Raw genomic sequence first — 20,150 nt, forward strand, 5'->3', positions numbered from 1 at the left:
CCGAAAACGGGGGCGCCCAGCGTCAGTCTGTCAGCAGCTACGACTTCACTCTGGGCGCCGACGACATCCTGACCACCGTTGCCGGCGATGCGGTCATCGTAGGTGGCAGCGGCAGTGACGATATCCGCGCCGGCCGCGGCGAAACGCTGGTGGCCGGTGACCACGCCCGGTTGTTGTTCGGCGCCGACGGTGCGGTTGAGCTGTTCACCAGCCTGGGAACCAGTATCGGCGGCAACGACACGATCCAGATTGGTGGCGGCGATATCACCTATGCGGATGGCGACAAAGTGGTTGTAGGCGGCTTAGGCGCCGACACCATCACCCTGAGTGCCGACGTGGCGGCCACGGGTGAAAGCCGCGAACGTGCGATCGCGGGCGACAACGCCAACATTGCTTTCGACGTGCAGGGACGTCTACAGAGCTTCGCGACCCTGGATGGCGATCCGTCCAGCGGTGGCAACGATACCATTACCCTGACCCTCTCCGGCGATGACCAGAACAGCGGCGCGATTGCCGAGTATCAGGTGATCGCGGGCGGTGTCGCCGATGACAACATCCGTATACAGTCAGGGGTTCGTACCGACGATGTAATCTCCGGCGACAACCTGGATTATCGCCGTCTGACCGCGGCTGATGGTGTGCGCCAGCACCTGTTCGCCGGTGTGACCCAGCCCACATTGGGTGGTGCGGATCAGGTGGTAACCGCTGCCGGCGACAAGCTGATCTTCGGCGGCGCCGGTGCCGATTCGTTGACCGCCTTTACCCAGACGGGTGACAGCTCCATAGCCTTTGGTGATGCCGGTGATGTGGTCTATGAGCAGTACACCAATATCGACGGTGTCGAGCGCACCCGCCTGCAACAACTGATGACCACGTCCGCCACTTCTGGCGATGTGGACAGCATCGTGCTGGGCGGAGGTGAAGCTGCTGTATTTGGCGGCGCGGGTGCCGATCAGATCCGTATCAGCTCCACCGATCAGAGCCGACGCCTGGTGGCCGGTGACGAAGCACAGGTCAACTACGACCTGGGTGTTCCCGTGCTGATGCAGAGCACCGACACCAGCGCGATCGCGACCGGCCTGCCGGGTAATCACTTCATCCTGCCGGATACGGGAACCAACTTCCTGATCGGCGGCCTGTCGATCGATACTCTGGTCGGCAGTCTCGGTGACAGCCATCGTCTGCTGCCGGGTACCGGCTCCATCAACCTGCTGAGCAAGGTGGTGAGCGTTGTCGTACTCGGCGAAGCGGGCGAGATGGGCATCTTCGCCGATCGCGAATACGCCTCCGGCGCCAACGACGAGCTGCTGATCTCCGGTGCGACCCTCGTCAAGGGTGATACCGGCGGTGGTACCGGCGGTGGAAGTAGCTACACCTACTACGGCGAAGGCAGCGTCACGGAGGAGCTGAACAACAGCATCTCCGGTCGTATCGCCTACCCGGCGCTGACCGGCGGTTTCGCCACCTTCAACAGCGCCACCAATAGCCAGCAGGGGCAGTACGGTTACCTGACGGTGTACGAGAATGGCGGCTGGCGCTACGACTTGGGCAATGACGCCAGTGGCTTCAGTGAAACCGTCAACGCCCAGGTGCAGGCGCTGAAGGATGGCGATCTGCGGGTCGAGTACTTCACCGTGATCACCACCGACGGCAGTACCACAACCGTTACGATCGAGGTGTCCGGCTCCACCGATGCGCCCGGATCGGTCACCGCGACCTTGACCGAAGATGATGCGCTGATCAACTCCGCGTCCGGCCGTCTGGCCGACAGTGCCGATCTGGAGCTGAGAACGCGCTATCTGGATATGGATGCCAATACCGCGTTTGGTCGCTTCACCCTCACCGCCGATGGCCAGTGGCAGTATCTGATCAACAACAGCGCCGCGGCCGTGCAGGCTCTGCGTGCCGGTGAACGCGTCACCGACACCCTGGTGGTCACCACCTTGGATGGCAGTACCGCTACCGTTGCCATCGATCTGCTGGGTACCAACGATGGCACCGTTATCGGTGGCGTTGAACCGACGCCGGTGAGTGTTGTGGAGAATGCGGATAACGCCGCTGCGGATCAGATGTTGACCGCCAGCGGTCAGCTCTCCATCAGTGATGTGGATGCCGGCGAAGCGATCTTCAGCAGTGTGGTCACGGCGCTGTCGGCCAATCCGTTGGGTGAGCTGAGCATCGCCGAGGATGGCAGCTGGAGCTATGTCGTCCGCAACGGCGACATCCAGTACCTGAATGCCGGCGAGGTGCGTATCGAGCGGTTCCAGGTGAGCAGTGCCGATGGCAGTGCCACCCGTACCCTGGAGGTCAGCATCGAAGGGCGTAACAACGCAGCGGTGATCTCCGACCCGGGTAGCCAGCAGGTGACCGAGGATCAGGTGACCCAGCTCAGCGGCACGTTGACGGTGACCGATGCGGACGCCGGCCAGTCGCTGTTTGTGGCGCAGGACAGCAGTTCAGCCTATGGCCGCTTCGTGCTGGCCGCCGATGGCAGCTGGAGCTACAGCCTCGATAACGCATCGACCGCTGTTCAGCAGCTGACCTCGGCGGACCTGCTGATCGACAGTTTCACGTTGGTTACCCTTGATGGCACCAGCCGCCAGTTCAGCATCGCTATCCAGGGCAGCGATGACCAGCCGGTGATCGCACCGAATGCTGGTGATGGTGCTCTGGCGGTGCTGAGTGAAGATCAGCTGCTGTCGGCCAGTGGTGCATTGACGATCATTGATGCCGATGCCGGTCAGTCCCTGTTTGTCGCGCAGGATAGCAGCAGCGCCTATGGCCGCTTCGTGCTGGGCAGTGACGGCAGTTGGAGCTACACGCTGGACAACGCCAGCGCTGCAGCTCAGGGCTTGGTGTCCGGTCAGCAGGTGATCGATCAGTTCACCCTGGTGACTGCTGACGGCAGCACCGAGACCTTCAGCTTCGCCATCGACGGTCTGGATGACCAGCCGGTGATCACACCGAATGCCGGTGCGCTGGCGATGGTTAGCGAGGATCAGCAGCTGTTGGCCAGCGGCGTGCTGGCGATCAGCGATGCGGATGCCGGTCAGTCGCAGTTCGTGGCTCAGGATAGCAGCAGCACCTATGGCCGCTTCGTTCTGGGCAGCGATGGTAGCTGGAGCTACACGCTGGATAACACCAGTGCTGCCGTTCAGGGCTTGGTGTCCGGTCAGCAGGTGATCGATCAGTTCAGCGTAGTGACTGCCGACGGCAGCACCGAGACCTTTAGCTTCAACATCGACGGTCAGGATGATCAGCCGGTGATCACACCGGATGCCGGCGCGCTGGCGGTGCTGAGCGAAGATCAGCAGCTGTTGGCAAGCGGTGTGTTGGCAATTAGCGATGCGGACGCCGGTCAGGCGCAGTTCGTCGCGCAGGACAGCAGCAGCGCGCTCGGTCGCTTCGTACTGAATAGCGATGGTAGCTGGACCTACACCCTGGCCAATAGCAGCTCTGCGGTTCAGCATCTGGTGTCCGGTCAGCAACTGATCGATCAGTTCACCGTGGTAACCGATGACGGTACCACAGAGACCTTCAGCTTCACCGTAGAGGGTCAGGATGACCAGCCGGTGATCACGCCGAGTACCGGTGCTTTGGCTGTACTGAGTGAGGACCAGGTACTGCAGGCTAACGGCGTGCTGGCGATCAGCGATGCCGATGCCGGACAGTCGCTGTTCGTGGCGCAGGATAGCAGCAGCGCTTACGGCCGGTTCGTACTGGGCAGCGATGGCAGGTGGAGCTACACGCTGGATAACAGCAGTGCGGCGGTGCAGGGGCTGGCAGCAGGCGTGAGCCTGAGCGACAGCTTCAGTGTTGAAACGGCTGATGGCACCCTTCAGTCGTTCAGCTTCACCATCAACGGACAGGGCGATGCACCAGTGGTAACGCCTGATCCGACCAGCGGGCCGATCGCCAATATGGTCGAGAGTCTGGTGATGTCGCAGAGCGGTCGACTGGTGATCGTGGATGCCGACCAGGGCGAGTCCGCGTTCCAGGCGATGGCTCAGACTACCGCCTATGGCCGGCTGACGCTGGATACAGCCGGCTATTGGCACTACCAGCTGGATCCGGCAAGCCAGGCGCTGGCGGATCTGGCCCGCGATGAGAGTATCGAGGAGCAGGTCACCCTGACCTCCGTCGATGGTTCCGAATTCACCGTTTCGGTCCGGATCACCGGCTACCTGAACGTGATTCAGAACCAGGCCGGTTTCGAGTTCAATCAGCAGCCCACAACCGGTGGTACGCAGACGACATCTACCTCAGGTAGCAGTAGTGCCAGCGGCACCAGTGGCGCGGGCCTGCTGGAGCAGATGCAGAGCGGTACTACACCGGATATAGGTGAGTCTGGCCAGGAAACTCAACAGGTCGTGTTCAGTACAACCACTCTTGGTGACAGTCTCTTCCAGCCGACAGTTAATGACCTTCCGGCAACACCGGATTCCACTCTGGGGGATAGCGTTGCTGCTGCACCGGGGCTGCTGGATTCCGGTCTCAACCTGAGCTCTGGCGTTGCTACCGGTACTATTGAACAGCCCGCCAATGAGCCCACCGGTGAGCCGGTAGAAACAGGTACCGGCACTACTGCCACTGGCGCTGGTACCGGGGTAGGGGATACTACAGGTACTACCCAGCCACCAATTGATCAGACCACTCCGGCGGGTGCAGCGGCAGCCCAAGTGGATACTGGTCTGGATCCCTTCCTGCCTGATGTCGGCAGCGAAGAGGATGACGACAAGCGTAAGCAGCAGTTAGATGAGACAGCTGACGGTAATACCGACGAAGCAGCATCGGCAGAGGAGGGGGCTGCGAACGCCGCAGCCGGTGGCGGTGCCGCAGAGGCGCCGGAAGATCAGCCAGATGACACCCAGGGCGATACCCCTGATGCACAGCCTGCAGAGGCTCCGACTGACGAACCCCCTGTGACGAATGAGGCTCAGCCGGAAAGTGCCGGTCTAGCGGCTCTGGAGGGTGTGAGTGCCGCATCGACACTGGCGCTGGCGCGCTCAGGGGTACTGAGCGGGAATGGTCGAATCCGTTGGAATTGGGAGCGGGCTCAGGCTTGAGAACAGGAATGAATGTAGAAGTGATGGATACAGTGGATAGGTGCGACGCCTTAAGATCGAAAATGGTCACTCCCTTTCGTAAGGCCTGTGAGGTAACAGGATGAAGTTTGCTAGAGCAGGCATTAAACCGTTGGTGACCCTGACGACAACCGTGCTGGCCGCGACACCCATGCTGCTGCTGGCTCAGGGACCAGATTCCGAACCCCAGCTGGTGAGCCTGTTTGCTCAGCCTGAGGGTGTGAATACCACCAATCCGGCTACAGACCCGATGCGTATTCCCGAGCGGATGAAGGGCAAGGTGGTGTTGCGTGCCCCTGCGGCAGCGCCGAATATCGATCCCGCTATCGAGCCACCACCGGTTGATCTGACCCAGAGAACCTTTGCCGTCGATGCGATTCCGGTATTGGATGGGGCTGACGTCAACGTCGAACATCTGGTGAAGGTGATGGAGCCCTGGAGCGGCAAGGCGCTGAGCTTCGATGAGTTTCAGTTGGCGGCCAACGAACTGCTCACCTTCCTGCGCGACAACGGTCATCCTGATGCGGTTTTGCGTTTCTCTCAGATGCAGTTTATGGAAAACCAGCAGGTGGCTGTCGCGATCGAGGGGCTGAAACCGGTCACGCCCTATCAGGATGCCACACCTAAGATTCAGGTCGCAGGCTTCGATATCCAGGGTGTCACCCTGCTGAGCGAAGCCGAGATCGCCGAGCATATGGCACAGTGGTCGGATCGCGAACTGACCGTTGAGGAGCTGGGCGAGGCGGTGGAGTCGTTGGCACGGCTGCTGCGTGACCGAGGGTATGCCCTGGCGCAGGCCTGGCTGCCGCCGCAGGAGATCCGTGACGGCATCGTGCGGGTCGATGTGCTGGAGGGGGTTGTTGACGAGCAGTCCGGGGATAACGGCTTGACCGTCGCCGGCGAGAGTGCCCGTCTCAAGACCGATGTCGCAGCGGCCTATCTGGCCGAAGCGGTCAAACCGGGCGAGCCGCTGGATGTGGCGGCGCTGGAGGAGCGGGTCCGACTGTTGAACGATCTACCGGGCGTGAAGCGGGTTCAAACCGACCTCAAGCCGGGCTCCCTGCCGGGTACCACCCAGGTGGTGGCGCAGGTCGAGGATGACGACCTGGTAAACGTGCTGGTCACGGCGGATAACCACGGCAGCACCTATACCGGATCGGAGCGCCTGAGCGCCAATATCAACCTGAACAGCCCCAGCGGCCATGGCGAGCAGATCTTCCTGAACTTGGTCGGGGCCGAAGACTCCAGCAGTTACAAGATTGGTGGACATCTCCCGGTCGGATACTCCGGGCTGAGACTCGGTCTCTCCTATGCGGCGATGAGCGTGGACTTCAATCTGGACCAAGGCTTCTCGGTTCCGGTGAATATCGCCAGCGACTCGTCCGCAGCATCGATTTTCGCCAGCTATCCACTCATGCGCAGTGCCCAGACCAACATGGATCTGTACGCCAGCCTGGATTTCAAAAACTACCAGAACTCGATTCTGTTCGGTGCGGTTGAAAACGACCGTGACATCACTTCGGCCAGTCTGGGTTACAGCGGCGACCATATTGACGGTTACAAGGGGCAGACCCGTTGGGGCCTGACCCTCACTCAGGGCGACGTCGGTCTTGAAAATGGCAGCAGCTACCAGTTCAACGACGCCAATGGCGTACAGACCGAGGGCAGCTTCACCAAGATCAACTACTCGTTGCAGCGTTACCAGTCGCTGCTGCTGGATGGGCTGTTCTTCAATGCCGCGGTTAACGGCCAGTGGGCCAGCGGCAACCTGGATAGTGCCGAGAAGTTCCAGCTCGGCGGACCCGATGGGGTTCGCGCCTGGCCGGTGGGCGAGGGGATAGGAGATAACGGTTGGGTGGCCAACCTGGAGCTGCGCAAGATTCTGGCGCAACCGGGTTGGGGGCGTGTCGAGACATTCGGGTTCTACGATGTGGGTGGCATTACGCAGTACGCGGAGCTGAACCCCGGCATCGTCTACGACGGTCCCAACAGCTATACCCTCAAGGGCTACGGTGCGGGTCTGAGTCTGACCTATGGCGAGAGCGGAAACCTGCAGCTCGTCTATGCGCATAAGGCGGGTGACAATCCGAACCCCACGCCTGAAGGCACCGATAGCGACGGCAAGAATGACCAGGGTCGTCTCTGGTTGATTGGCAAGATTCTGTTTTAAGGAAGGGCTCCGGAATGACCAAGAACAACCATCGGGCGAGCTCAGCGCCTACCGTCAAGCCCCGACTTCTGTCCCTGGCCGTGGCCTCGGTCTGCCTGTCGATGAAGCTGCAGGCTGCCCCCGCCGTGGATGAACTGCCGTCCGGTGCCGTTATCCGGCAGGGCCAGGCGGTCATCTCCCAGGCTGACAATGTGATGAGTATCCAGCAGAACACTTCGCGACTGGTGACCGACTGGAACTCGTTTAACATCGGCTCGGACGCTATCGTCAACTTCCTGCAGCAGCGCTCTGATGTGGCGCTGAACCGGGTTCTATCCGGTGATCCCTCGCAGATTCTGGGGCAACTCAATGCACAGGGCACAGTGATCATCGCCAACCCGGCGGGCGTGCTGTTCGGCAGCAGTGCCCGTATCGATGTCGGGAGTCTGGCGGTGTTGGGCCAGATGCCCGACAGCGATGAGTTCATCAATGGCCAACTGCTGTTGGAAGATCTGGCCGCCGGCGGCAATGTGATCAACCAGGGGCAGATAACCACCCGGACCGGAGGCTTTGTCGTCCTGGCGGGCAAGACGGTCGAGAATAGCGGTACCATCACCGCCGAGGCGGGACAGGTTGCCCTGTTGTCAGGCGATCAGGCGCGCCTTGAGTTGACCGCCGATGGTCTGATCGGTGTGCAGATGGATGGGGTCAGTGCGGAAGCGGCGATCGCCAACAGCGGTGCGATCATCGCCGATGGCGGCAAGGTACTGATTCAGAGCCGTCATGCCGGAGGTGCGCTGTCTGCCGCGATAAACCAGACCGGTATCATCCGCGCCAATACCCTGGCGGTGGCCGGTGACGGCAGTATTCGTATCGATGCCGGTGATGGTAAGGCGATGATAGCGGGAACCGTCGAGGCACGGGGCGATGATATCGGCGAGGCCGGTGGCCAGGTGCAGATCACCGGTGGCGACGTGGAGATCGGCGGTACCATCAACGTCGATGGTAGGGCCGGCGGTGGTACCGTCCATGTGGGCGGTGGCTGGCAGGGCGACCAGAGTGAGATTGCCGAAGCGGATCGTGTCACGCTCTCTCAGGACGCCAGCATTAGTGCCGATGCCACCGACAACGGAGAGGGCGGTGAGGTCGTGCTCTGGTCCGCGGAGCAGACCCTGCATGACGGCAGTATCACCGCCCGTGGCGCCGGAGAGGGTGAAGGCGGCCGGGTCGAGACATCGAGTCGCGGTGGCCTGGGGGTGACCGGTAGTGTCGATGTATCGGCGGAGTCCGGTCAGGGCGGCTCCTGGTTGCTGGACCCGACCAACATGGTGGTGGCGGCAACCGGAAGCGACTACATCACCGGTAACGCGGCTGCCGGTGATGTTACCGTCAGCAATACCTCCATCGAAAACGCATTAAATGTCGGTACCAATGTCACACTTCAGGCGACCAATGATATCGATATCACTGCCTCCATCGCCAAGACCACGGGTGCGGAGGCGACTCTGACCTTCGATGCGGGGAACGATATTACCCTGCATACCGGTGTGGACATCACGTCCAGCGGTAACGGTAACCCGCTCAACCTGGTGTTCGGCAGCGCGCCGAGCGATACCGGGATCATCTCGATCTTCGGTCAGTTGGCGACCAATGGCGGCGACATCACCTTCAACAAGGTGGCCTATCTGCGCCATGAAACCCCGGTCAGCACCAAGATAACCCAGAGTGTCGGCGCCGGTGTCCCCTCGGGCGATGTCCTGTTCGTCAAGGATGTTTACCTGGCGGATGATGGCTACAGTGTCACCATCAACACTCAGGGCTCCGATTCCGGCGGCGTTTACAACAACGTCGGCGGCACTATCCAGTTCGATGGCCAGGTGCTGAGTGCCGCGCCGGTTATCTCCTCGACCAACCTGACGGCGCAGACCCAGTCACCGCAGAACCTTATTCTCGATACCACCGGTCTGACCGGCACCGGCGTGACTGCCGGCAAGATCGTCTTCAACGGCGATATCGGCAGTGTGGCCAACCCGCTGCGCAGCCTGACCTTCAACGGCGCCACCGATATCGACTTCAACGCGTCGAGCATTAACCTGAGCAACACCTCCGGCCCGGTAATCACCGCGAGCACCAACTTTGCCGGTAACCCGGTGCTCAACCTGCTGAGTAGCGATGTCACGATAAATGTCACTGGCGGTGCCGTGCCGGGGCTGACGGCGGGGTATACCAGCTACCTGCAGGACAGCTTCGATATTTATGCGGCAGCGGCCGGTACGCAGACCCTGACCATCAACTCCGATCAGTCGATCAAGCTCTCGGGCGTCAGCATCGACTCCGATGGTAGCAACGCGTTCAACCTGCTGTTCAACCCGAACGTGGTCACCGGCTCCGGGCAGGGCGCGGTGATAATGTCCGACGTAACGATCGTCACCACCGGGGGCGATGTCAGTCTCGGCAGTGCGGGCAACTATGCCGAGGGCGTCGCCGGAGATACCGACGGCAGCGACGGTGTACGCCTGCACAACACCCGCATCGAAACCGCGGGCGGCGACCTCTCGATCTATGGCCGCACGGCGGACAACACCCAGGCGTCCGACTCCTCCGGTGCCGGTGTACGCATCACCGGTGCGGCAACCTACCTGAGCACCGATAGCGGTCAGCTTGGCGTACGCGCTCAGGTGTTGAATCAGACCGACAGCGGCAACAAGGATGCCATCGTTATCGGCGAAGGTGTCTCCGGCCAGGCTACGCTGACCACCACCAGCGGTAATATCCTGATCGATGGCGATGCCAGCGGTGTAGGCGATAGCGTTACCGGCGGTAACCGCTATATCGGGGTGCTTTTGGCCAACAGTGCGCTGATCCAGAGTGACAGTGGCGATATTCTGGTCAGCGGCCAGGGCGGTGGCGGTAATGTGAACTCGGTGGAGCAGAACCACGGTATCCGCCTGCAGGACAACGGCACCAGTATCCTCAGCAGCAGTGGCGATATCCTGCTGCAGGGCACCTCCGGCGGCCGCCTGGATGATGCCGGCGAGAACAGCTTCGGTATCTACGCCACCGGTAACAGCATCTATGTCGGTCGCGATGCAAACAAGAGCACGGCTACTGGTGACATCATCTTCGTTGCCGACTCCATGGAGTTCGTCAACAGCTCTTCGTCCCGTTTGCAGGTGTCCAGCGATGGCCATCTGGTGATCAGGCCGGAGAGTGCCGATACCCAGATCGTGTTCGGCAACGCAGGTAGCCGACCGGAAAACGGCATCAGCAAACTTCTGTACCTTGGTGAGGACTGGTTCAACGGCAGCGCCAATGCGGTATTCCTGAGCGCACCTCAGGTTACCGCGACAGCAGGTAGTCTGGACTCCCAGCAGAATCTGCTGATCAACGGCAACGCGGGCGGTAACTTCAAACTGAATATCGCTGGCGTGCTGACAGCTGACATCGCGTACGCGACAGATAGTGCGGTATTGGGCAGCAATATCCAGACGGCCATCCGAAATCTGGCGGGCTACGAGGGCACCACCGTACTCAACCAGGGTAGCGGCAGCTATCTGGTGACCTTCAGGGATGGCTCCTCCACGGCAGTAGCGCTGAGTGATCTGGTCACGGCGGATACCTCGCGGACAGGTTTCACCGACATCACCATCGGTCGTACCGATCTGAGCGGTAATATCACCGTCAGTTCACCCACCACCTTCCGTGACGACCTGACCCTGTTGGCCGGTGTCAATAACGACGCCTATGCGGCCAAGGTGATCGCCAACTCGGCGTTGACCCTGGCACGCCAGCCCAACACTACCGATGCGGGCACGCTGACCATCATTACCGACAACGATTTGACCACCTCCGAAGGGCTGGTGGCCAAGGGGGTGATCAGCGCCGACGAGCTGCGCCTGCAGGGCGCCGGTGATTTCGTTGCTACCGCGATCAACCGTATCGGTACGCTGGCGGCTGACGTGCTCGGCGATCTGGTAGTGACCACCGGTCAGGCACTGAATATCGGCCAGATCAGCAGTACGCGGGTTGAGGGTTACACCTCGGATACCGCAACCGGGCAGGTAGATATCCTGCCGGCCGCCACCGACACCACCGTGGGTCTGACCGCCGACCAGATCGACCTGCGGTTGATCAGCACGACGCCCGGCGTCGTGGCCGATCTGACCCAGAACGAGAACATCACCGCCGATACGCTGAGTGCACGGGTCGAGAATGGCACCTTCCTGCAGAGCGGTAGTGCGGTCATTGCCGACGGTGATGCGGACGCCAATACCGCCACTGCGCTCTATCTGAGTACCGCAGACGGTGTGGCAAAACTGCTGAACAACAATGTGATCGGGACCTTCGCCGGCGCTTTCACCATCGACTCCGGCCTCGAGCTGAACACCACCCGCGCGCTCGAGGTCGGCCGCATAACGCTGTCCGGCAAAACCGCCAATACCACCAGCGACCTGGGTCTGATCAGTCAGACCACGGTGAATCGCGACGGTATCCAGGCGCCTGACGCGCAGATCGCATTGAAAACCGCCGGCGCCCTGACCCAGGCTGCCGATCAGGCGCAGTCGCAGATCAATACGGCCGTACTTGCGGCGGACGTGGCTGGCGGTGCGATCCTGCTGAATAATGAAACCAACCAGATCGAGATGGCGGCGCTGGCCCTGAACAGCGATGGTTTCGATATCACCCTGCTCAACGCCGGTGATATGACCATCGGTGAAGTAACCGGCATCGACACCGGCTTGATCGCCGCGGGCTCGGTAACCGGCGTCACTCCTGGCGCCAACGGCAATATCCGTATTGCTACCGGCAACGGAGCCCTGACGCTGGATAAGGCGGTTACCGCAACCGGCACCGGCACCGTCGATCTGCGGGCCGGTGGTGTCGGCTCTGATCTTATTATCGATCAGGCCGCGCCCGAAACTGCACTGGTGACCAGCGAAAACGGTGCCATCCAGCTTTTGGCCGGTGGCAGCATTACCACCACCAAGGCGACCGATGGCGAAGCGCTGATCGACTCCACCGGCAGCACCGTTTTGCTGCAGGCCGGCGATGCGATTGGCAGCGATACCCATCGAATTGAGTTTTCTGTTCCAAATAGCCTGGGGGCGGAAGCCGGTACGGGCGGCATCTGGCTGCGTCATCTGGACAGCACCGAGCTGCAGATCGGGCAGGCGACCGCGCTGAACACCGCTGAAACCTTCGGCGGCAGCGTCAGCCAGACCGGTGGCCTGATGTCAGGTCTGACCACGTTGGCCGGAAGCAATGGCAGCATCACCCTGACCAAGGTCGATGGTGACCTTGTAGTGCTCGATACCATCGCGGCTGACGGCAGCGGCTATGTGGATCTGCGCACCGGCGGTACCGGCTCGATCCGTATCGACGGCGGTCAGGTCCAGTCCGGCAGCGGCACGCTGCAACTGCTCTCGGCGGGCGCTATCGGCACCAACACGGCGACGGATCTGACCGGCGCCGGTATCGAGTTAAGCACCGGTGGCGACGTGCTGCTGGTGGCTGCCGATGGCGTCATCGGCAGTCAGAGCAACCGTATCGAGATCGCCGGTGCAACCGGCGTTGCGACCCAGAGCGGTTCCGCTACCGGCAGTCAGTTCCTGCGTCACAGCGGTGACATGACCGTCGCTGAAGTGGGAGTGGTTAACGCCAATGCCCTGGATACAGCGGCTGCGCTGCTGGCGCTGCCGAGCAGCTACTTCGGTCTGGTGGCCGGCGGCAGTCAGGTGATCGACCTGCTGGTGACCGGAGCTCTACAGTTGGATGAGCAGGTTCAGGTAACCGACGGCATCATCAAGCTGGATGCGGACAGCGTTGCCCAGAACACCGATGCGGGCAAGGCGATGACAGCCGGTGCGCTCAAGGTACTGGCAAACAACGACATCGCGCTGAACAACCCGGAGAACGCCATCGGCACACTGGCGGCGGACTCCACCGGCGGCAACATCAGCTACGTGGATAGCGATGGTCTGACCGTGGGTACGGTGGATGGCCTGAGCGGTCTGAATGCGGCGGGCAATATCGACGTACAGACGCTTGGTGGCGATCTGCTGGTAGCTCAGGCGGTGGCGACCGACAGCGGCAATATCGATATGCGCGCGTTGAACAGTGGTACTCTGACCACCAACGCCACAGTCGTGGCCGGTACTGACGGTAACGTGGATCTGCGTACCACCGATGGTGCGATCACGCTGAACGCCGATGTCAGCGCCGTCGGCGATGGCTGGGTGGATATCCGCTCCGGTGGCTCTTCAGACCTGACTATCGGTGCAGCCGCACGGGTCGGTTCGACCACAGGCGATATCCAACTGTTGGCCGGTAGCGACCTGATCAGCGGCAAGGCGACCAGCAACAGCGCCTCGATCAGCACCGACGGCAGCGTGCTGCTGCAGGCGGGCGGCAGTATCGGTAGCGACAGCAACCGCATCGAGATCGAGGGTGCTTCCGCGCTGGCGGCCAACGCCGATAACGGCAGCCTCTGGCTGCGCAAGCTGGGTGCCGCCGATGCGCTGCAGTTGGGTGGCGTTGAAGCGTTCGTGACCGATGACCTGGGCGATACCGCGGCTGGCGGCAGCTTCAATGGCAGCTACGCCGGTCTGACCACCGGCGGCGCGGGTGACATCACCCTGACTACGCAGGGTGGCGATCTGACCCTGATCGAAAACATATCGGCGGACAGCAGCGGTTACGTGGACCTGCGTACCGGCGGTACGGGCGCGCTGGCGCTGAACAGCGGCGCCCAGGTCACCTCCGGCACGGGTACCCTGCAACTGCTGGCGGGTGGCGCCATCAGCACCGATAGCGCCAATGGCAACATCACCGAGCTGGATACCCTGGGCGATGTACTGCTGCAGAGCGGCGGCGATATCGGCAGCCTGAGCAACCGCATCGAGCTGGCCAGCGTGGACCGGCTGGCGGCGGACAGCCTGGGTAGCCAGTACCTGGCTCACAGCGGCAACCTGACCGTGGATCAGGTGCTGGCGGTCAACAGCGCGAGCACCATCGACCACGCGGCAGCGGACCTGAACGGTCTGAGCGCCGGTAGCGATCAGGTGATCGATCTGGAAGCGGTCGGCGCACTGCAACTGAATGATCGAGTGGAGATCGGCGGTACCAGCGGTGTGATCCGCTTGCTGGCGGACAGCATCGATCAGGTACTGGACAGCGGCAAGGCGATGATGGCGGGTCTGCTGCGTGCAGAGGCGACCAACGACATCGCGCTGAACAACCCGGAGAACGCCATCGGCACACTGGCGGCGGACTCCACCGGCGGCAACATCAGCTACGTGGATAGCGATGGTCTGACCGTGGGTACGGTGGATGGCCTGAGCGGTCTGAATGCGGCGGGCAATATCGACGTACAGACGCTTGGTGGCGATCTGCTGGTAGCTCAGGCGGTGAACAGTGACAGCGGCCGTCTGACCTTCGCGGCGGATGCCGGTTTGCTGCAACTGAATACTGATCTGACCACTATCGATACGGCCCAGATCCTGATGACCGCGGCTGAACTTCTGCAGTCGGCGGGTAACAGCATCGGTACCGGTACTCTGGTTGTGGGCACCAGCGGCGATCTGAGCATGGCTGGCGAGAACGGTGCCCGTACGGCCTCTCTGAGTGCGGGCGGTGCTCTGACCCATACCGGTCTGCTGACACTGGTCGACAGCGGTAGCCTGAGTGCCGGCGGTAACCTGATCCTGGGACAGGTGAACGGTGTTACGGCGGACCTGCTGGCGCAGGCGGACGGCCGCATCACGCTTCAGGGGGCCACTGATCTGTCGACTGCCTGGGTACGTAGCGGCAACGAGCTCTTCCTCGACAGCCCGATGACGGTACACGGCAATACGGCCAATGCAGCGGTTCTGGCAGCAGGCACCTGGTTCTATAACCGCACCGGGGCCGGCAATGCTGCGATCCTGGCGGCTGACAGCAACTGGCTGATTTACGACATCAGCGCCAATGACTACATCCAGCGGATGGCGGGACTGGAGCCAGAATACCTGGTGTTCAGTACGCTGTACGACAATATGCCCGCCGATCTGGTGACCCGTCCGGGCAACGGCTACTACAACGGCACGACAACTCTGAATCCCGATACCTACATGCGCGTCGTCAGCGGCATCAACCAGGAATCCTCCTCCGGTAGCGGTATCCCGACCCAGAGCCCCACCGATCCTGTTATCGCTGGCTCCGAGACCGAGCAGGTGTTCCCGCCGGCGCTGCTGAATACACAGGCTGACCTGGTGTATGGCGGTGAGGTGATCAACGCGGCGGGTCAGGGCGGCTATGCGCTGCTGACAACGGATCAGGTGGCAACGGGTAATCTGAGCATCGAGACGCCGGTGATCAACCTGAACACCGGTGAAGAGTTCAGAATTTCGCTGGCCAAACTGGTGGGCGAATCTGAGTTGGTGAGCGTCACCGTTGACGGCGGTCCGCTGCCGGTCTGGATTGAGCTGATCGGCACCGATCTGTCGGCACGTCTGTCGGGGATCATTCCGGCGGGCGCGAAACCCTTCGTCGTTCAGATTGAAACGAAACATCCGTTGACGGGCGCGCTGCAGATATTGAAACTGCTGATCGTCCCGGTCGAATCTGAGGAAAATGAGGGCACACAGGAACAGACTTCTGTGTGACCTGTAATTGAGGAGTAAATAATGTCTGGAACAGGGGAAGAGAAAAACATGAGTGAACAGCAGGCCACACAGCCGGTCGTGCCGAAGGTCAAGTGGAATGATTCCGAGATGAACTCCACCTATGCCAATGTCTGCAATGTCATGGGCACCCGTGAAGAGATCATGGTACTGTTCGGTTCCAATAAAAACTGGCAGGGTAACCAGGAAGAGGTGGAAGTGATGCTGTCCCAGCGCATTCTGCTGACTCCCTATGCTGCCAAGCGTCTGCAGATCATGCTGGATATGGGACTGAAGGAATATGAAAAACGATTCGGTGAAATCAAACTCTGATACGCCGAATCCGGAAAAATATATGCACTGGTTCAGGCTCCTCCATGAGGAGACTGATCCGGTGTTTTTTTCGGCCTGGTTTAACCTGCTCAACGATGGAGTGGGTGGCATCCAGGAAGGTGTTTTAGTTCTGGGGCCCGCCAATACCGGGCCGTTCGAACCCAGGGCATCCTGGCCCTACAAGACCCCCTGCAGTGAATCGCTGATGCTCGCCGCGGAGCAGGCTCTGGAGCAGTGTCGCCCGGTGATGCAGCGCGCCGACGGCCGTCTGCTGTTCGCGATGCCGGTGGTGCGACAAAACGATCTGATGGGCGTACTGGCGATATCTCCCTTATCGCCGGGGCTATCGATTCAACAAAAAAACTGGATTCAGTGGGGACTGGGCTGGCTGTTCGGGCATGCCTTGGTTCAGACCGGCAGTGGCGAAGGCGAACTCAACGAACGCCTGATTCTGTTGCTGGAACTGCTGATGTCGTCGCTGGACAGCGATGATCTGGAGCAGGCGGCGCAGACGGTGCTTTCGCAGGCCAGCGTTAGCCTCAACTGCGACCGTATTGCACTGGGTTTCTCCCATAAGCGGGGGATCAAACTGTTCAGCCTGGCAAACGTGGCTGAGTTTTCCCGCAAGATCGATCTGGTGCTGGATCTCGAAGCGGCGATGGAGGAGGCGGTCGATCAGGGTGAAGCGGTCTCCTGGCCCGGTTCGGAGGATAGTCTGGTCATCTGTGACGCCCATAAGGCTTTGGCGGAGCGTCAGGGCAACCATACCCTGCTGTCGATCCCCTTTATTCGCGATAGCGACCAGTACGGCGTACTAACGTTCGAGTGGGCGGATATCCCCGAGTCTGAAAACCTGGAGCTGGCGACGGCGATGGCGCCTATTCTCGGCCAGGTGCTGCTCAAGGGCAGAAACCAGGATAAGGGTGTGCTGGATATCACACGCCACGCGCTGGTGGCCCCATTCAAGCGTATCTTCGGCGCCGGTTATCTCGGTACCAAGATGATCGCTGCAGGCGTGGTGGTGGCGGCACTGTTTTTCAGCCTGGCAACCGGCGAATTCAGAATCGATACCGATGCGCGTCTTGAGGGGGCCGTTAACCGTTCGCTGGCGGCACCGTTTGATGCCTATCTGGAGCAGGCGATCCTGCGTGCCGGACAGGTGGTGAAAGCGGGAGATCTTTTGGCCAAGCTGGACGATCGCGACATGCGGCTGGAGCTGGTCAAGCTGGAGAGCCAACAGGCACAGTATACCCGCCAGCTGCAGTTGGCGCAGGCGAGTTGGGATTCGGCGCAGGCCGGGGTGGTGTCGGCACAGCTGGGGCAGGTAGACGCCCAGTTGAACCTGGTACGGGCGATGCTGCAGAGAACCGAGATACGGGCACCTTTTGATGCACTGATCACCAGCGGCGATCTGTCCCAGGATCTTGGACTGCCGATCTCCAAGGGACAGGTTCTGTTTGAGCTGGCACCGCTGGCGGATTACCGCCTGGTATTGGATGTACCCGAAACTGACATCGGCTTTCTACACGTGGGCGAGCGCGGCGAACTGGTACTGAAGGCGTTTCCGGATCAGCCGACCCTGTTCGAGGTGTCGCTGATCACGCCGCTGGCGGAGGCACGGGATGGGAAAAACCTGTTCCGGGTGGAGGCCAGGCTGGATGAGGTGACCGAGGGGATGCGTCCCGGTCTGGAAGGGGTTGCCAAGGTGAGCGTGGATCAGCGCAAGTTGATCTGGATCTGGACACGAGAGTTGCGCCAGTGGTTGACCCTCTCTCTCTGGAAGTGGTTCGGGGTCTGAATATGTCGTCACTGTTTTCCGCGTCCTGGTATCGCACCGCGGAGCTGGTTCCCCGGCTCAGAACCCAGGCGCGCATCTTTCGACATATCTACCGCGGCGAGGTGTGGCGCGTCGTTCAGGACCAGAGCAGCGGTAAGTTCCTCCGTCTCAACGCCCAGGCTTACCGTATTCTAGGGTTCATGGATGGCCAGAGAACGCTGGAGCAGATCTGGCAACTGGCCTGCGATACCATGGGGGATGACGTCCCCGGGCAGGATGAGATCCTCCAGCTGATGACCCAGCTGCATAACGCCGGCGTGTTGATTACCGGGCAGGTGCCGGATCTGGATGAGCTGCAGGAGCGTACCCGGCAGTCGCGGCGCAACCGGATCAAGCAGTACCTCTCCAACCCGCTGGCACTGAGGATTCCGCTGGTAGATCCCGACCGCTTTCTGGCCCTGCTGGTCGGCTGGGTGCCGGTGTGGATGCGTCCTGTTCTGCTGGCTCTGTGGGGGATGTTGATTGCCTTCGGCGGCTGGCTGGCGTTTGTGCATTGGGAGGGGCTGACCGCCGATGTGGGGCAACTGGTGTTCACCCCCCAATATGTACTGACCCTGCTGCTGGTCTTTCCGGTGGTCAAGGCGATCCACGAACTGGGGCACGGTATCGCGATCAAGCTCTTCGGCGGCCAGTGTCACGAGATGGGGATGATGCTGCTGGTGATGATGCCCGTGCCCTATGTAGATGCGAGTCACGCCACCGGCTTCGTGAGCAAGTACCAACGTATGATTGTGGGTGGCGCCGGCATGATGATCGAGCTGGCGCTGGCATCGGTCGCCCTGTGGATGTGGACCTGGGCCGAGCCGGGGCTGCTGCGCGTGTTCCTGCATGATGTGGTGATCCTGGCGGGCGTGACCACACTGATCTTCAACATCAACCCGCTGTTGCGGTTCGATGGTTACTACATTCTCTCGGACTGGCTGGAAATACCGGGGCTGGGACAGAAGGCCAACCAGTATCTGGGTTACCTGTGTAAACGCTACCTGCTGAATATCCGTCGTGGCTTGCTGCCTCCGCGCACCACCGCTCGTGAGCCCGGCTGGCTGACCGCCTATGCCATCGGCTCCTTCTGCTACCGTATGGTGCTGGTGTTTACCATCATCATGTTCGTCGCCACCCAGTTCTTCATTATCGGCATCCTGCTGGCGCTCTGGGCGGCGTACATGATGTTGCTGCTGCCGTTGATCAAGCTGATCAAGAGTATCCTACGCGATCCGCTGATCATGGAGCGGCGACTGCGTCTATATGGCCTTACCGGCCTGGGACTGGCCGTGCTGACCTGGTGTTTGGTGCTGGCCCCGGTACCGTCCGCCACACTGGTGGAGGGAGTGGTCTGGATGCCGGAACAGTCCCGCATCCGCGCCCCGCAGGCCTGCTTTGTACGTGAGCTACTGCAGGAGCAGGGCGATGTACGCAAAGGGCAACCGCTGATCCGTTGTGAGGATGAGATCTTGCCGACGCGGCGCGAGGTGCTGGCGCTACGCAAGCAGGAACTGCTGGCGCGTCAGGTGATTGCTCAGCGCACGGATCAGGTCGAGGCCCGCCTGCTGGAGGAGGAGCTGATCAGCGTTCAGACCCAGATCGACGATCTGGATGCCCGCATCGAGCGCTTCACGCTGGTGGCGCCGCTGGATGGCCGTTTCGTACTTCCGGGCTCCTTGGATCTAGTGGGGCGCTGGTTCCAGCGCGGGGAGGTGATTGCCCATATCATCGACCCCGAACGCTACACCGTGATGAGTGCGGTACCGCAGATGAGTATCGACCGAGTGCGGGCGGACAGTCAGCAGGTGCGGCTGCGTCCGGCAGACGATATCGAGCGCGAGGTGACCGCCGGCGTGCTGCGTGCGGTACCGGCGGCCACCAAGCGTCTGCCGAGTCTGGCGCTGGCGCTCCAGGGCGGCGGCAACATCGGTATTGAACCGGGGTTGCAGGAGCCGATGGCGCTGGAGCCGCTATTCCTGTTGGAGCTGAAGGCTGCATCCGTCCAACCGATCAGTACCGCGTTGGGCGGGCGGGTCTATGCCCGCTTCGAGCATACGCCGGAGCCGCTGGCGATGCAGTGGTATCGTATATTACGTGACCTGTTCATCCGCAAGTTCGGGGTCTGA

The 20,150-nt window shown here is 61.3% G+C and carries 6 protein-coding genes (1 of these 6 running past the window's edge); all 6 read left to right on the forward strand.

Annotated elements, in window-relative coordinates:
- Positions 1–5,066 carry the end of a VCBS domain-containing protein gene (locus KQ940_RS00055; RefSeq protein WP_217410607.1) on the forward strand. Its footprint begins 22,654 nt before the window's first position, so the window shows 5,066 of its 27,720 coding nt (coding positions 22,655–27,720); the start codon falls outside the window, past its left edge; the stop codon is at positions 5,064–5,066.
- Between the two features lie 100 nt (positions 5,067–5,166).
- A complete protein-coding gene (locus KQ940_RS00060; protein ID WP_217410609.1) occupies positions 5,167–7,254 on the forward strand; it encodes a ShlB/FhaC/HecB family hemolysin secretion/activation protein in 2,088 nt (695 codons plus the stop codon).
- Between the two features lie 14 nt (positions 7,255–7,268).
- The gene (locus KQ940_RS00065) at positions 7,269–15,875 is read left to right on the forward strand and encodes a two-partner secretion domain-containing protein (RefSeq protein WP_217410611.1); all 8,607 of its coding nucleotides are present in this window, start codon (positions 7,269–7,271) and stop codon (positions 15,873–15,875) included.
- A 21-nt stretch (positions 15,876–15,896) separates the two neighbouring features.
- On the forward strand, positions 15,897–16,205 hold the full coding sequence (locus tag KQ940_RS00070) for a DUF3467 domain-containing protein (protein ID WP_217410612.1): 309 nt from the start codon (positions 15,897–15,899) through the stop codon (positions 16,203–16,205).
- Between the two features lie 61 nt (positions 16,206–16,266).
- Positions 16,267–18,003, forward strand: coding sequence for an HlyD family efflux transporter periplasmic adaptor subunit (locus KQ940_RS23030; RefSeq protein ID WP_217410613.1), 1,737 nt, complete (start codon positions 16,267–16,269; stop codon positions 18,001–18,003).
- Between the two features lie 2 nt (positions 18,004–18,005).
- On the forward strand, positions 18,006–20,150 hold the full coding sequence (locus KQ940_RS00080; RefSeq protein ID WP_217410615.1) for a PqqD family peptide modification chaperone: 2,145 nt from the start codon (positions 18,006–18,008) through the stop codon (positions 20,148–20,150).

It is taken from the genome of Marinobacterium ramblicola (genome assembly GCF_019084545.1).
GTDB classification, from domain to species: domain Bacteria; phylum Pseudomonadota; class Gammaproteobacteria; order Pseudomonadales; family Balneatricaceae; genus Marinobacterium_D; species Marinobacterium_D ramblicola.

Bases quoted from the DNA above. Each gene is read 5' to 3' on its own strand.
- KQ940_RS00060 (WP_217410609.1), top strand. From the start codon at position 5,167: ATGAAGTTTGCTAGAGCAGGCATTAAACCGTTGGTGACCCTGACGACA.
- KQ940_RS00070 (WP_217410612.1), top strand. From the start codon at position 15,897: ATGTCTGGAACAGGGGAAGAGAAAAACATGAGTGAACAGCAGGCCACA.
- KQ940_RS00065 (WP_217410611.1), top strand. From the start codon at position 7,269: ATGACCAAGAACAACCATCGGGCGAGCTCAGCGCCTACCGTCAAGCCC.
- KQ940_RS00080 (WP_217410615.1), top strand. From the start codon at position 18,006: ATGTCGTCACTGTTTTCCGCGTCCTGGTATCGCACCGCGGAGCTGGTT.